This window comes from uncultured Massilia sp. (assembly GCF_913773735.1).
Lineage (GTDB): Bacteria > Pseudomonadota > Gammaproteobacteria > Burkholderiales > Burkholderiaceae_D > Telluria.
On record NZ_CAJYEB010000035.1, the window covers coordinates 153,425 to 168,513 of the forward strand.

Annotated in this window: 9 protein-coding genes; 5 read left to right on the forward strand and 4 right to left on the reverse strand. The window is 70.6% G+C overall.

Features of this window, described 5'->3' with window-relative positions; genetic code table 11:
* The first annotated feature begins 143 nt into the window (after window positions 1-143).
* Window positions 144-2,453: an FdhF/YdeP family oxidoreductase gene (locus QZ749_RS18065; RefSeq protein ID WP_296949579.1), complete on the forward strand. Its 2,310-nt coding sequence runs from the start codon at window positions 144-146 to the stop codon at window positions 2,451-2,453.
* Between the two features lies 1 nt (window position 2,454).
* Complete coding sequence (locus QZ749_RS18070) at window positions 2,455-2,892, forward strand: PPC domain-containing DNA-binding protein (RefSeq protein ID WP_296949581.1); 438 nt, start codon at window positions 2,455-2,457, stop codon at window positions 2,890-2,892.
* Between the two features lie 142 nt (window positions 2,893-3,034).
* On the opposite strand, the gene QZ749_RS18075 is transcribed toward QZ749_RS18070, so the two are convergent.
* Genes QZ749_RS18075 through QZ749_RS18090 form a run of 4 tightly spaced genes read right to left on the reverse strand, consistent with a single transcriptional unit; the run spans window position 3,035 to window position 7,762 of the window.
* Window positions 3,035-4,666 (reverse strand): chemotaxis protein CheW, encoded by a 1,632-nt coding sequence (locus QZ749_RS18075; protein WP_296949583.1) that lies wholly within the window; start codon window positions 4,664-4,666, stop codon window positions 3,035-3,037.
* Window positions 4,663-5,238 carry a chemotaxis protein CheD gene (locus QZ749_RS18080; protein ID WP_296949585.1) on the reverse strand — a complete coding sequence of 192 codons (576 nt, stop codon included), beginning with the start codon at window positions 5,236-5,238 and terminating at the stop codon, window positions 4,663-4,665. Before QZ749_RS18080 ends, QZ749_RS18075 begins: the two co-directional genes overlap by 4 nt.
* On the reverse strand, window positions 5,235-6,053 hold the full coding sequence (locus tag QZ749_RS18085; protein WP_296949587.1) for a protein-glutamate O-methyltransferase CheR: 819 nt from the start codon (window positions 6,051-6,053) through the stop codon (window positions 5,235-5,237). Before QZ749_RS18085 ends, QZ749_RS18080 begins: the two co-directional genes overlap by 4 nt.
* A gap of 11 nt (window positions 6,054-6,064) precedes the next feature.
* Window positions 6,065-7,762, reverse strand: a complete 1,698-nt coding sequence (locus tag QZ749_RS18090) for a PAS domain-containing methyl-accepting chemotaxis protein (RefSeq protein ID WP_296949588.1) — start codon at window positions 7,760-7,762, stop codon at window positions 6,065-6,067.
* 417 nt (window positions 7,763-8,179) lie between these two features.
* On the opposite strand from QZ749_RS18090, the gene QZ749_RS18095 reads away from it, so the two are divergent.
* The 3 genes from QZ749_RS18095 to QZ749_RS18105 all read left to right on the forward strand — a co-directional run bounded on the left by QZ749_RS18095 (window position 8,180) and on the right by QZ749_RS18105 (window position 15,074).
* A complete protein-coding gene (locus QZ749_RS18095; protein WP_296949589.1) occupies window positions 8,180-8,674 on the forward strand; it encodes a hypothetical protein in 495 nt (164 codons plus the stop codon).
* 84 nt (window positions 8,675-8,758) lie between these two features.
* Entirely contained in the window at window positions 8,759-10,072 is a 1,314-nt protein-coding gene (locus tag QZ749_RS18100) for a hypothetical protein (protein ID WP_296949591.1), read from the forward strand.
* Window positions 10,073-10,160: 88 nt separating this feature from the next.
* Window positions 10,161-15,074 carry a hypothetical protein gene (locus QZ749_RS18105; protein WP_296949592.1) on the forward strand — a complete coding sequence of 1,638 codons (4,914 nt, stop codon included), beginning with the start codon at window positions 10,161-10,163 and terminating at the stop codon, window positions 15,072-15,074.
* Window positions 15,075-15,089 lie beyond the last annotated feature (15 nt).

Here is a 15,089-nt window from a genome sequence, read left to right on the forward strand (position 1 = left end):
CCGACCATCATGACCCCGTGCGGCGCGGCCTTCTGTGCTGCGCCGCACGCAAAATCGACAAATTTTCGGGTGTGAAATGCCGAACAGACGGCGGGGCCTCCATTGGGGAAGCTGGGGCACCCGAAGACATGGCGGAACCGATCATGAGCAAACAAGGCAATCGCAACGAACCCACGATCCCGGCCGGCGGCTGGGGTTCCCTCAAGGAAGTCGGCACCGTCCTGCTGCAGCAGCACGTGCCGCTCGAAGGCGGCGCCCTGCTGCTCAAGCAGAACAAGACGGACGGCTTCATGTGCACCAGCTGCGCCTGGGCCAAGCCGGCGCATCCGCACCCGGCCGAGTTCTGCGAGAGCGGCGCCAAGGCCACCGCCTGGGAAATCACCAGCAAGCGCGTCGATCCGGGCTTCTTCGCCCGCCACACGCTGCAGGAGCTGGAAACCTGGCACGACCACGAACTGGAGAACGCCGGCCGCCTCACCGCGCCGATGCGCTGGGACCCCGCCACCGACCGCTACGTCGAGGTGGCCTGGGACGCGGCCTTCGCCGCGATCGGCGCGCGCCTGCAGCAGATGGATCCGAAGAAGGTCGTGTTCTACAGCTCGGGCCGCGCCTCGCTGGAAACCTCGTACATGTACGCGCTGCTGGCGCGCATGTACGGCAACAACAACCTGCCCGACAGTTCCAATATGTGCCACGAGAGCACCTCGGTGGCGCTGCCGAAGTCGATCGGCGTGGCGGTCGGCACCGTGCTGCTGGAAGACTTCGAACGCACCGACTGCATCTTCTTCTTCGGCCAGAACGTGGGCGTGAACAGCCCGCGCATGCTGCACCAGCTGCAGGAAGCGCGCAAGCGCGGCGTGCCCATCGTCACCTTCAATCCGCTGCGCGAACGCGGCCTGGTCAGCTTCGTCAACCCGCAATCGCCGGGCGAGATGCTCAGCGGCCACGAGACGGCCATCAGCACCCAGTACCACCAGGTCAAGGCCGGCGGCGACACCGCGGCCATCATGGGCATCTGCAAGGCCGTGATCGCGGCCGACGACGCTGCCGTGGCGCGCGGCGGCGCGCGCGTGGTCGACGCCGCCTTCATCGCCGAGCACACCCACGGCTTCGAGGCGTTCGCCGACGCCGTGCGCGCCAGCGACTGGGACGAGATCGAGCGCGAATCCGGCCTGCCGCGCGCCCGACTGGAAGAGGCCGCGGCCGACTACATGCGGTCCAGGGCCTGCATGGCCGTCTACGGCATGGGCCTGACCCAGCACCGCAACGGCGTGCAGAACGTGCAGATGGTGGTCAACCTGCTGCTGCTGCGCGGGAACATCGGCAAGCCGGGCGCCGGCATCTGCCCGGTACGCGGCCACTCCAACGTGCAGGGCCAGCGCACTGTCGGCATCACCGAAAAGCCGGAACTGGCGCCGCTCGACAAGCTCGCGCAGCAGTACGGTTTCACGCCGCCGCGCGACAAGGGCATGAACACGGTCGAGGCCTGCGAGGCGATCCGCGCCAGGAACGTGGAAGCGCTGGTGAGCCTGGGCGGCAACCTGGTGCGCGCCGTGCCCGACCACGGGCAGATGGAGCAGCCCTGGCGCGACATCCCGCTCACCGTGCACATCGCCACCAAGCTCAATCGCAGCCACCTGGTGCATGGCCGCGAGGCCTGGCTGCTGCCCTGCCTGGGCCGCATCGAGGTCGACCGCCAGGCCGGCGGCGAGCAGGCCGTGACGGTGGAGGATTCCACCTCCTGCATGCACGGCTCGCGCGGCCGCGCCGAGCCGGCCGCCGACACGCTGCTGTCCGAGCCGGCGATCGTGGCCGGCATCGCCCGGGCGCTGCTGCCGCCGAATCCGCGCCTGGACTGGGAGGCGTGGGTGGCCGACTACGGCCGCATCCGCGACGCCATGGGCGAGACCTATCCCGAGATCTTCCACGACTTCAATGCGCGCATGTGGACGCCGGGCGGCTTCCGCAAGCCCCTGCCGGCCGCCGAGCGGGTCTGGAAGACGCCCACCGGCAAGGCCAATTTCACGGTGCCCGACGGCCTCGTGGCCGATCCGGACATGCCGGCGCCGGCCGGTTCGCTACGCCTGTTCACGGTGCGCAGCGACGGCCAGTTCAACACGACGATCTACAGCCTGGAAGACCGCTTCCGCGGCACCGCCGACCGCGACGTGCTGTTCATGGCGCGCGCCGACATGGAGGCGCGCGGCCTGGCCGACGGCGACCTGGTGACCGCCAGCACGGCGGCCGACGACGGCGTGACGCGGCGCGTGGAAAACCTGCGGGTGATCGACTACCCGGTGCCGCCGGGCTGCGTGGCCGGCTATTTCCCGGAATGCAATCCCCTGATCCCGCTGTGGCACTACGCCAAGGACAGCAAGGTCCCGGCCGCCAAGGCGATCGACATCATGATCGAAAGGACGGGCAGCACCCGCGACCCGTCGAGGATGCACTGAGATGAACGAACCAAAGTATGCGCGCACCGCCACCGGCTTCCTGATGGTGCTGACCGAGGGCGACGACCTGTTCGCCGAACTGGCGCGGCTGGCGCGGGCCGAGGACGTCCCGTCGGCCAGCCTGACGGCCTTTGGCTTCGCCGGCAGCGTCACCTTCGGCTTCTTCGATTTCGAGAGACGCGACTACGACCCGGCCACCTTCCGGGATCGCGAGATGACCGGCATCGTCGGGACGCTGGCCTGGAAGGACGGCGAGCCCTCGCTGCATGCCCACGGCGTGGGCGGCGGCAAGGATTTCTCGGTGGTCGGCGGGCACCTGCTGGCGCTCACGGTGGGGAAAGGCTCGCTGGAGGTGACGCTGACGGTGCACGGGCAGCGGCTGGAGCGCAAGGAGGATCCGGCGATCGGGGCGAAGGTGCTGCGCCTGCCGGCGCCATGAACGACGGCAACGCGGCGCCGTAAACGACGGCAACGCGGCGCCGTAAACGACGTCGCCCCGGCGCAGGCCGGGGCCCAATTACTGCACGCGTCACGGAAATGCCTGCAGGACTGGGCCCCGGCCTGCGCCGGGGCGACGAGTGTCAAGCCGCCTGCCCCTCCAGGTGGCCGCGCAGCGTCGCCAGGAAGCGCGTCTTGTCGAACAGCGTGAGCACCTCGTCCCTGCCCCCGTCGACCGGCACCTCGAGCACCTCCCCGGCGTCGCGGCGCATGTCGTCCGGGCCGTTCACGCGCAGCAGCGCGGGCGACGGGCGGCGCTGGCTGTCGGACAGCGACAGGATGCTGTCGACGCGGTCCACGATCACGCCGTAGCGCTCGGTGCCGTGGTCCAGCACCAGCACGCGGCGCTCGGCCAGGGCGGTCGCATCCAGGTCTTCCCGGGGCGGCATGCCGTACATGCGGCGCAAATCGATCACGCAGATCATCTGCTGGCGCAGTTGCATCATGCCGTGCACGCAGTCCGGCATGCCCGGCGGGCGCGTCAGCGCGCCGTCGCAGGCGACGATCTCGCGCACCTGGCCGATGTCGGTGGCCCAGCCGGTGTCCAGCGTGAACGCCAGGTAGACCTGGCGCCGGCCGTGGCGCGCGCCCTCGCGGCCGGGCGCGGCATCCAGCTCGTGCTGGTACAGGCGGCGGTGGCCGGCGCAGATCTCGGCCACCTCGGCTTCCGAAAAGAGATGCGCGTGGTCCAGGAACAGCGCGTCGCCGCGCTCGGCGTCGGGCAGCATGCCGCGGAACATGGCGGCGCGGCGCGTGCCGAGCATCGGGATCGCCAGCACGTCGCTGTCGAAATAGGCGCGGATGTCGTCGACGGCGTCGACGAGCAGCCCCAGCAGCTCACCGCCGGCGCGCACGATCATCACGCGGCGCTCGTCGGCGCGCGCGTCCGGCGCCGGCGCGCACTGCAGCAGCGCGCCCAGGTCGACCACGCCGACGGCCGTGCCGCGCAGGTCGAACCAGCCCTTGCACAGCTTGCCCAGCATGACCGACGAGCGCAGCGCGGGCACGCGGATGATTTCCTGCACCGCGTCGATGGCCATGGCGAAGGCCATGCCGCCGGCGCGGAACGACAGCGCCTTGCGGCCCTGGGCGCGGCGCAGGAAGCGCAGGCGCTCGGCGTCGCGGGCGGCGCTCTGGGCCCGCACCTGGGGCACGTTGTCGATGCGGATCAGCGCATCCGCGTCGAGCAGCTGCACCAGGCGCGCGCCCTGCTCCAGCGTCAGCGCGCCGGACAGCACGCGGGCGGCGCCCTCGCGCCAGGCCAGCGCGCTGTGCTGCTCGGGGCGCACGCGCAGCACCTCGCCGGTGGCGTCGAACACCAGGCCGACCAGCACTTCCTCGTGCTCGAGGATGGCCACGCGCTGGTCCGGGCCGGCCGCCGGCGCGTCGGGATCGAACACGCGCGCCAGGTTGATCATCGGGATCGCGCTGCCGCGCAGCGTGAAGATGCCTTCCATGCAGGCCGGCGACAGCGGCAGGCGCACGATGCGCTCGGGCATGCCGACCACTTCGCGGATGCAGGCCGCGTCCAGCGCGAACTCCTGGCCGCCCAGGTGGAAGCTGCCGTACAGGCGGGTGCCGGCGGCGCGCGCCAGGGCGTCGGCCTTGGCGGCGCGCGCGGCCTGCGCTGCGGCCAGCGCCGCACGCACGGCGTCGCCGTCGCCGCCGGCCAGGGCCGCCACGGCCTGGGTCTCGAACAGTGCCGGCGCGTTCATGCGAGCGCTCCCTCGGCGATGCCGACGCGCACCACCGACCAGGTCTGGCTGTCGCAGTCGATCGACAGGCGCCGGCCGTGGCTGCCGCCGACGTCCTCGTACTCCACGTTCAGGCCGCGCGCCGCCAGTTGCGCGTGCGCGGCGGCGATGTTGCGGCGGCCGATGGCGGCCTCGCCGCCCGGCAGGTGCAGCATGCGCGCGCCACCGGCGACCACCACCTCGACCTCGGCGTAGTGCTCGCGGCGCACGCCCAGCGCCGCCAGCAGCGCGGGCACGGCCGCGCTGACGTAGCGGGCGCCGGCGCCGCCGATGCCCACGCCGTCCGGCAGGAAGCAGTGCGCCAGCCCGCAGCGGCCGCGCGCGCGCCAGACCATGCCGATGCCGACGCAGGAGCCGAGCAAGGCCGTCAGCACCTGGTCGCCCTCGGCGACCTCGAGCTGGCCGGTCCAGACGTGGCGGGTGTGGCCGGCGTCCGGACGGGCGCGCGGCATGTGGCGCGGGCGCGCGCCATGGGACGGCGTGGCGGCGCCGAGGGCGGGCGACGGCGGCAGGGACATCGGGTGGGCGTTCATTGCGGTTCTCCTGCGATGCGGTAGACGTGGGCCTGTTCGAATTCGAACGGCGTACGGATGCGGGTGATGGATTCCTGCTCGCCCAGCACCAGGCGCGCGCCCGGGCGCATGGCGGTGCGCACCTGGGCCAGGATGCGTTCCTGGTTCTGCTCGTCGAAGTAGATCAGGACGTTGCGCAGCAGGACCAGGTCGAAGTGCTCGCGCCGGGGCGGCGGCGCCAGCAGGTTGTGGGTGGCGAAGGCGACGTGCGCGCGCACCTCCGGCGCCACGGTCCAGCGCTCCGGGCCGCCGGCCAGGTAGCGCCGGAACAGCGCCGGGCGGGTCAGCGCGAAGCGCTCCACGGTGCGGCCGCGGTAGGTGGCGCCGCGCGCGGCGTCCAGCGCCTGGCTCGAGATGTCGGTGGCGCTGATGGTGAAGCGGAAATCGGGGTGCTGGCGCTGGAATTCCAGGCACAGCATGGCCATCGAGTAGGCTTCCTCCCCGGTGGCGGCGGCCGCCGACCAGATGCGCAGCGGCGCGCCGCCGTGGCCGGCATGCCAGTCGGCCAGGAATTCGTCGTTCAGGTACCACCAGACGGCCGGCGTGCGGAAGAACGCGCTGTCGTTGGTGGTGACGGAATCGATGAACGGGCCGACCTCCGGACCGCCGCGCCGCAGGTGCGCGATGTAGTCGTCGTAGGACGCCAGGCCCAGGGCGCGCATGCGCGGCAGCAGGCGTCCCTGCAACAGGACGCGCTTGTTTTCGTTCATGGCGATGCCGGTGTGCTGGCGCACCAGCGCGATCACGGCATCGAGGTGTTCGTCGCGCAGGTCCATGCGGCCCCCGTTCAGACCGCGAAGCGGCCGACGGTGCGGTTGAGCTGCTCGGCGTTCTCGTTCAGGCCTTCGGTCGAGCGCGCGATGCTGTCGCAGGAACCGGCCGAACGCTCGGTCTCCTGGGCGATGTAGGAGATCGCCACGCTGACTTCCTTGGCCGTCAGCGACTGCTCGTTGGCGCTGGCCGAGATGTCGGCGATCGCCAGCGAGGTCTTCTGCACGCCGGCGCTGATGCGGTCGAACGCCTCGCTGGCCTGGCGCGAGATCTCGCTGCCCTGCGACACGCGGCGCACCGATTCGTTGATCAGCTTGGAGATTTCCTTGGTCGCCTGCGACGAGCGCTCGGCCAGCTTGCGCACCTCGTCGGCCACGACCGAGAAGCCCAGGCCGTGCTCGCCGGCGCGCGCCGCCTCGATGGCGGCGTTGAACGCCAGCATATTGGTCTGGCTGGCGATCTCGCCGATCACCTTGACGATCTCGCCGATGTCTTCCGACGACTGGTTGATCATGCCCATCGCCTCGATCGACTTGGCGATCGCCTTGGCGCCCAGTTCGGCTTCGTTGTGGGTGGCCTGGGCCAGCGTGTTGGCGTCGTGGGTGCTGCGCGCGATGGTCTCGATCGAGGCGGTCAGGCCGTCGACCGAGGCGTTCATCTCCTCGACGGTGGCGCCCAGCGCCTGGGCGCTGGCGGCGACGGTATTCGAGCGCTCGGCGATGGTGCGCGAGGAATCGGACAGCTTGCCGGCGGCGCCGATCACGTCGCCGATCACGGTGCGCAGGTCGCCGACCATGGCCATCACGCCGCGCGCCAGCTGGTCGAGCGGCTCGTCGCCGGACAGCGCGACGGTGCCGGTCAGGTCGCCGCGCGAGGCGCGCGCCACCAGTTCCAGCAGCATCCCCACCTTGCGGTGTTCCGCTTCGCCGCGCGCCGCCGCCGCCTGCTCCAGGCGCACCTGCTCGGTGATGTCGGTGGCGAACTTGACGACCTTTACCGGCTTGCCGTTCAGGTCGAGGATCGGGTTGTAGGTCGCCTGGATCCACACGACCTTGCCGTTGTTGCCCAGGCGCTTGTAGCGACCGCTGTCGAACTCGCCGCGGTTGAGTTTTTGCCAGAAGCGGCGGTAGGCGGCGCTGGCCGCATACTCGTCTTCGCAGAACACGCGGTGGTGCTCGCCCCACACGTCTTCCAGCGAATAGTCGAGCAGCGCGAGGAAATTCTCGTTGGCGCTGATCAGGGTGCCATCCATGTCGAACTCGACGACGGCCTGGGCCTTGCGGATCGCCTCCACCAGTCCGGCGCACTCGACGGCGCGCTGGCGCTGCTCCGTGATGTCGGTGGCGAACTTGATCACCTTGACAACGTGGCCGGCGCCATCCACGACCGGGTTGTAGGACGCGTTGATCCAGATGTCGCGGCCGCCCTTGGCCAGGCGCTTGTATTCCGCGCGCTCGACCTTGCCGGCCGCCAGATCTTCCCAGAACAGTGCGTACTCGGGCGACGCCGCCACGTCGCGCTCGACGAACATCGCATGGTGGCGGCCGACGATTTCCTCGGCGCGGTAGCCGGTCAGGTTCAGGAAATTGTCGTTGGCGCGCAGGATGATGCCGTCGAGTCCGAACTCGATGATGGCCTGGGCGCGGTCGAGGGCCGCGTACGCGGCGCGCATTTCTTGCAGGTCTGCCTGGCTTTCCGGTGGGGTCATGTCCATGGTCGGTGTCGTCGATCCGATAAAAGTGAATGTCGAGGAAGCTACCGGACCGATGATGACCTAAAAGTTTCTTAATGTAAATTCAGCAGAAACAGAAAAAGCAAAAATTCGAAAATACGTTGCTGTAGGACAACACCTACAGTAAATATAGGGGCAGCGTGCCCCTGACCCGCCATCCCGCCCCCTGCGAATTCCCGCCGCCCGGCGCCCCGTATTCTCATCTTGTCCAGCCAGCAAACCCCGCGACGGACGTGGGGTGCATACGGCTCACTCGTTTCCTCCGCACAACACTAATCACGAAATTCGAAAGTTTCTTTACAGGAACTCAGTAGAAGTGATACCTTGCGTCTGTCTCGACAAATCCAGCAAATTCGAAACCCAGGCGGCAACGCCGATTTTTCCAACGGAGAGCCAAGAATGATCAACCGTATCCTGACCACCCTGCTGCTGTGGATGCTGGCGCTGGCCGGCGGCCACGCGCTCGCGGCCGACGGCGACCAGGTCGCCGTGACGCTGCGCGCCTTCCAGGTCGTCGCCAGCGGCAAGGACGTGCGCCTCGTCCCGACGACCCAGGCCCAGCCGGGCGACGTCATCGAATACCAGGTGACCTACCAGAACGCCGGCAAGGTGGTCGCCCGGCAAGTCAAGGCGACGCTGCCGGTACCCGAAGGCGGCATGGCCTACCTGGAAGGCAGCGCCGCCCCGGCCGGCCTGCAGGCCAGCCTCGACGGCGTCACCTTCGCGGTGCCGCCCCTGAAACGCGAGGTCGTCCGCAACGGCCGGCGCCAGCAGGAAACCGTGCCTCCCACTGAATACCGCTTCCTGCGCTGGGAACTGGGCGACCTCGGCGCCGGCCAGTCCGTCACCGTGAGTTCGCGCATGCGCCTGGGCGAACCCGGCAAGCGATCCTGAACTTTTTACCCTGTTTTTACCTTGATTTGACCGAGTTTTAGCGGAAGTTGTCCGCCCCATTAACAAACAAGAAAGGAATCCGACATGAAAACCCGCCTGACCGCCATCGCTTCGCTGCTGCTCGCCACCGGCGCCGCCCATGCCGGCACCGCCGCCGGCACCCAGATCAGCAATACCGCCACCGCGACGTATACCGACTCGACGTCGACGCAGCGCACCGCCACCTCGAACACCGTGGTCACCACCGTGCAGCAGGTCGCCGCCGTGACCCTGAGCGCCGGCTCGGCCAAGACGGCCGCCGCCAATACCACGGTCAGCTACGCCCACACCGTCACCAACACCGGCAACGGCGCCGACAGCTTCACCCTGTCGGCCCAGGAAAGCGGCGCATTCACGATGGCCGGCGTGCAGTTCTTCCTCGACGCCAACGGCGACGGCATCGCCGACAACGCCACCCCGATCACCAGCACCGGCAGCCTGGCGATCGGCGGCACCTTCAAGTTCGTCGCCGTCGCCACCCTGCCGGCCGGCGCCCAGACCAACGCCCAGCACACCCTGACGGTGAACGCGACCAGCGTCTTCAACAACACCGTGAAGGCCAGCGCCGCCGACACCACGACCGTCGGCACCGGCTCGAGCGTCGACATCACCGCCAACGCCGCGGGCAACAACGCCCTGGGCCACGGCGCCGGCGCCGAAGCCTCGGCGCAGGTCACCAACACCACCGCGCCGGGCACCCCGACCCGCTTCGTGCTGTACCTGAACAACAACGGCGGCAGCGCCGACACGTTCAACCTGAGCAGCAGCCTGGACAACAACACCTTCGGCACCGGCACCCTGCCGAACGGCTGGACCGTCGTGTTCCGCGACGTCAGCGGCGCCGTCATCACCAGCAGCACCGTCGCCGCCGGCGGCAGCAACCTGGTGTACGCCGACGTGACCCCGGCCGCGGGCGCCACCGCCGGCACCACCGACGTCTACTTCCGCGCGCTGTCCCCGACCTCGAACGTGAAGGACACGATCCACGACGCCGTCACCGTGGCCATCGGTGCGACCCAGGTCACGCTGGTCAAGACCCAGGCGATCGACGCGGCGTGCGACGGCACCGCCGACACCGCCTTCAGCACCGCGCCGATCGCCAGCGCGCTGCCGGGCGCCTGCATCCGCTACCAGATCACGGCGACCAACAACGGCACCACCGACGTCACGCAAGTGCAGATCAAGGACGACATCCCGGCGAACACCACCTACTACGGCGGCACCAACCCGGTCACCGCCACGCTGGGTTCGATCCTGACGGTACTGACCGGTCCGGTCACCAACCTGACCACCTCGGCCGTCACCCTGACCCCGGGCCAGTCGACCATGATGTCGTTCGGCGTGCGCATCAACCCGTAAGCGCCGCCGCGCACCCGCCGCGTCGCCCCGATCGCCGCCCCCGCCGGCGGCGGCGGGGCGGCTTTCGTCCCTTCACCCCGTCGCCGCCATGAAAAATCCGTTCATCCGCCTGCTTCTCGCCTGCCTGCTGGCCGCGCTCGCCCCGTTCGCGTCCGCCCAGATCAGCAACACGGCCAGCGTCACCTACGCCGATCCGGCCCGGGCCGACGCGTCGCTGCGGTCGAACACGGTGACGGCGGCCGTCCCGGCCGGCGCCATGGCCGACACCATCGAGTACTTCACCGGCGCGGACTTCCGCACCCGCGCGCGCGTCACGATGACCGGCATGCAGCTCTACGTGCAGGCCACCGCCTCGGCCTGCAACGCCGATCCGATGCGCGCCGAGACGGTCGTCATCAGCATCCAGTCCAGCCGTACCGGCGATACCCAGGGCTACCCGGCCACCGAGACCGGCCCGAACACCGGCATCTTCCGCATCGCCTCCCCGGCGGCGCGCACCACGGCCCCCTCGGCGGCGGCCACGGGCGCCGACGACGGCGCGGGCGGCAAGAAAGGCACGTCCGGCGCGGGCGCCGGCGCCACCAGCCAGGAAGGCGCCGTCGCCGCGATGGCCGACGACACGCTGGTCGCCTCCGTCGCCAGCTGCGGCAAGGGCTTGGTCACCACCTCGATCCTGGTCGACCCGCGCGGCATCGTGTTCGACAGCGCCACCGGCCTGCCGCTGGCCGGCGCCCGCGTCACCCTGATCGACGTCACCGGCGCCGGCAACGGCGGCATCGCCAACGGCGCGGCCGCGGTGTTCGACGTCGACGGCACCACCCCGTATCCGAGCACCGTCGTCAGCGCCAGCGACGGCAGCTACCGCTTCCCGCTGGTCGCGCCCAGCCTGTACAAGATCCAGGTCGTGGCGCCGACCAACTACACCTTCCCGTCCAGGGTCGAGCCGGGCAAGCTCCCGTCCGACCGCGACATCCACCTGTACGGCTCGTTCGGCGGCGAGTTCACCGTCAGCGTCGAGACCGGCGCCGTCAGCATCGACCTGCCGCTCGACCCGGTCCCCGGCATGCTCTACCTCGAGAAGATGGCGTCGCGCTCGACCGCCGAGATCGCCGACTTCGTCGACTACACGATCCGCGTGCACAATAGCGGCGACCAGGACCTCGGCGGCGTGGCCGTCGACGATGCGCTGCCGGCGGGCTTCCGCTACGAGCCGGGCACGCTGCGCCTGGACGGCGCCGTCCGTCCGGATCCGTCGGGCAGCGCCGGCAGGCTGCACGCCGACGTCGGCACCGTGCCGGCCGGCGGCGTGGCCGTGCTGCGCTACCGCGTGCGGATCGGCGCCGGCGCGCTGCAGGGCGACGGCATCAACCGCGCCGTCGCCAGCAGCCGCGCGCCGCTGGCCTTGGTCAGCAGCGTGGCCGCGGCCAAGGTCAAGGTCCTGCCGGGCGTCTTCAGCGAAAAAGGCTTCATCGTCGGCAGCGTGTTCGCCGACTGCGACGGCGACGGCCTGCGCGGCCCGCGCGAACCGGGCATCGCCGGCGTGCGCGTCTGGCTCGAGGACGGCAGCTGGTCGCAGACCGACGCCGAAGGCCGCTACAGCTTCGCCGACGTGCGTCCGCGCACCCATATCGCCAAGCTCGACGGCGCCACGCTGCCGGAAGGCGCCGAGCTGCAGGGCACGTCGCAGCGCAATGCCGGCGACCCGGGCAGCCTGTTCGTCGACCTCAAGGACGGCGAGCTGGCCAAGGCCGACTTCGCCGTCGCCGGCTGCAGCGCCGACCTGCGCGGCGCCATCGCGGCGCGCCGCCAGGCCGCCCGCGCCGCCCTGGAAGCGGCCGCGCGCCTGGCCGACCAGGCCGCCACGGCCGCCGCGCAGGCGTCGGCGCGCCAGCCGGCGCCCGCCGCCGCCGTCGCCCTCGACCAGCTCGACAACACCCTCGCCTTCGTCGGCCTGGAAGACGGCGCCGTGCTGGCCCAGGCCCAGGCGAACGTGCGCGTGAAAGGCACCGCCGGTTCGACCTTCACCCTGGCGGTGAACGGCGTCGACGTGCCGGACGGCCGCATCGGCCAGCGCAATACCGTCGCCAGCCGCCAGATGCAGAGCTGGGAATACGTCGGCGTCGCCCTCCAGCCGGGCCGCAACACCCTCGAACTGCGCCAGAAGGACCAGTTCGGCAACGCCCGCGGCAGCCGCAGCATCGCCGTGATGGCGCCGGGCGCCCTGGCGCGCATCCGCCTGGAACTGGAAAACCACCGCGTCGCCGCCGACGGCCGCGCGCTGGCCCTGCTGCACGTGCGCCTGGAGGACGCGCACGGCGTGCCGGTCGCCGAGCGCACCCCGCTGACGCTGGAAGCCGCCCGCGGCGCCTGGCTGCAGGCCGACCTCGACCCGCGCGAAGCGGGCCTGCAGGCCTTCGTCGAAGGCGGCAGCGCCGACTTCGCCCTGCGCGCCCCGCTGGAAGCCGGCGACGTGGTCGTGCGCGCCGCCAGCGGCACCGTGCAGGCGCAGGCCGAGCTGTCCTTCGTGCCGGACCTGCGCCCGCTGGTCGCCGCCGGCGTGGTCGATACCGCGATCGGCCTGAACCGGGTCAAGGGCAACGTCACCGATCCGGTACGCGCGTTCGACGGCTTCGAGGACGCGCTGCGCCACGTTTCGAACGGCAACACCGAGATCGGCGGCCGCGCCGCGATGTTCGCCAAGGGCAAGGTGGCCAAGGACACGCTGCTGACCCTGTCCTACGATTCCGACAAGGTGTCCGAACAGAAGCTGTTCCGCGACCTGGATCCGAACGCCTACTACCCGGCCTATGGCGACGACGCCCAGCGCGGCTTCGACGCCCAGTCGACCAGCCGCCTGTACCTGCGCGCCGACCACGACAAGTCCTGGGTCATGTACGGCGACATCACGCCGCCGGGCGCCACGCCGGCGCGCAACCTTGGCGCCTACAACCGCGCCCTGACCGGCCTGCGCCAGCACTACGAATCGGGCAACCTGCTCGTCGACGCGTTCGCCAGCCGCGACAGCAGCCGCCAGATGGTCGAGGAAATCGCCGCCAACGGCACCTCGGGCCCCTACAACACCGGCAGCGGCGTGATGGTCATCAACAGCGAGCGCATCGAGATCGTCGTGCGCGACCGCAACCAGACCGGCGTGATCCTGTCGCGCAAGGCGCAACAGCGCTACGTCGACTACGACATCGAGCCGCTGACCGGCCGCATCCTGTTCCGCGCCCCGGTCGCCAGCCTCGACGAATTCCTCAACCCGGTGTCGGTGCGCATCAGCTACGAGATCGACCAGGGCAGCCCGCGCTTCTGGACCGCCGGCGTCGCCGCGCAATACCGCGTCGGCAAGTTCGCCGAGATCGGCGGCGCCTACGTCGACGACCGCAACCCGGCCGCCCCGTCCACGCTGGCCAGCCTGAACGCCACCGTGCGTCCGGACGACAAGACCACGGTGATCGTCGAAGGCGCCCGCATGGACAGGGCCGGCATCGACGGCAACGCCGCCCGCTTCGAGGCGGTGCGCGTGGACGGCAAGCTGGAATCGCGCGTGTTCGGCGGCCGCGCCGACCTGAACTTCGACAACCCGTCGGCGAACCTGCCGCGCGGCCGCGTCGAGGCCGGCGCCCGCCTGCGCTGGCAGGCCACCGACAAGGTCGTCGTGGCCGGCGAAGCCCTGCACACCGAAGACCTCACCAGCGGCGCGCGCCGCGACGGCGTGCAGGTCTCGGCCGGCTATGCCTTCGGCAACGGCGTGCGCGTCGAAGCCGGCGTGCGCCGCGCCCACGAAACGGCCGGCGACGCCGCCACCGTGCTGGCCCAGCCGGACCTCACCAGCGTGCGCGCCAAGGTCGCGGCCCAGGTGCCGGGCCTGCCGCAGGCCGGCGTCTACGCCGAGGCCGAGCAGGACGTGCGCGACAGCGGCCGCCGCATGCTGGCCCTCGGCGGCGACTACCGCTTCGCCGGCGGCAGCCGCGTGTACGGCCGTCACGAACTGATCAGCAGCCTGGTCTCGAACTATGCGCTGAACGACGGCCAGCAACGCAACGCCACCGTGTTCGGCATCGATACCGACTACATGAAGGATGGCCGCATGTTCTCCGAATACCGTGCCCGCGGCGCCGACCTGGGCTTCGCCGGCGCCGGCGGCCGCCAGGCCGAAGCGGCCCTCGGCCTGCGCAACCTGTGGCAGATCGCCGACGGCGTGCGCGGCAGCACCAGCGTCGAGCGCGTGCGCGTGCTGTCCGGTTCGGCCGCCAACGAAGCCGTGGCCGTCGCCGGCGCGATCGAATACAGCCGCACCCCGGCGCTGCGCGCCAACGCGCGCCTGGAACTGCGCCATGCCCAGGACAGCGACAACGTGCTGTCCACGCTGGGCCTGGCGTACCGCCTGAGCGAGACCTGGAGCTTCCTCGGCAAGAACACCCTGGCCGCCAGCCGCAGCCGCGCCACCGATGCCATGCGCGTCAACGAACTGCTGCAGAGCGGCGTGGCCTACCGGGCGCTGGAAACGCTGGGCTGGAACGGCCTGGCCAAGTACGAATACAAGCTGGAGCGCGACGACGGCCTGGCCGCCATGAAGCGCGCCGTGCATACGGTCGCCGTCAACGCCAACTGGCAGCCGACCCGCGAGACCGTGTTCTCGGCCCGCTACGCCGCCAAGCACGCGCTGGACCGCTCCGCCGGCCTGCCCAACCGCGCCATCGGCCAGCTGGCCAGTGCCCGCGTCACGCACCAGCTCGGCGCGGACTGGGACGTGGGCGTGGTCGGCCAGGTGCTCGTCAGCGGCGCGCGTCGCGCCCGCCAGTTCGGCGCCGGCATCGAGGCGGGCTACCAGCTGCGCACCAATACCTGGGTCTCGGCCGGCTACAACGTGCTGGGCTTCCGCGAGCGCGACCTGGCCGAGGGCAACGCCACCGCCAAGGGCCTGTACGTCCGCCTGCGCATGAAGTTCGACGAGCGCACGCTGGAAAACCTGCTGTCCCCGAACGCCTCCCACTAATCGAGAACAGGACCG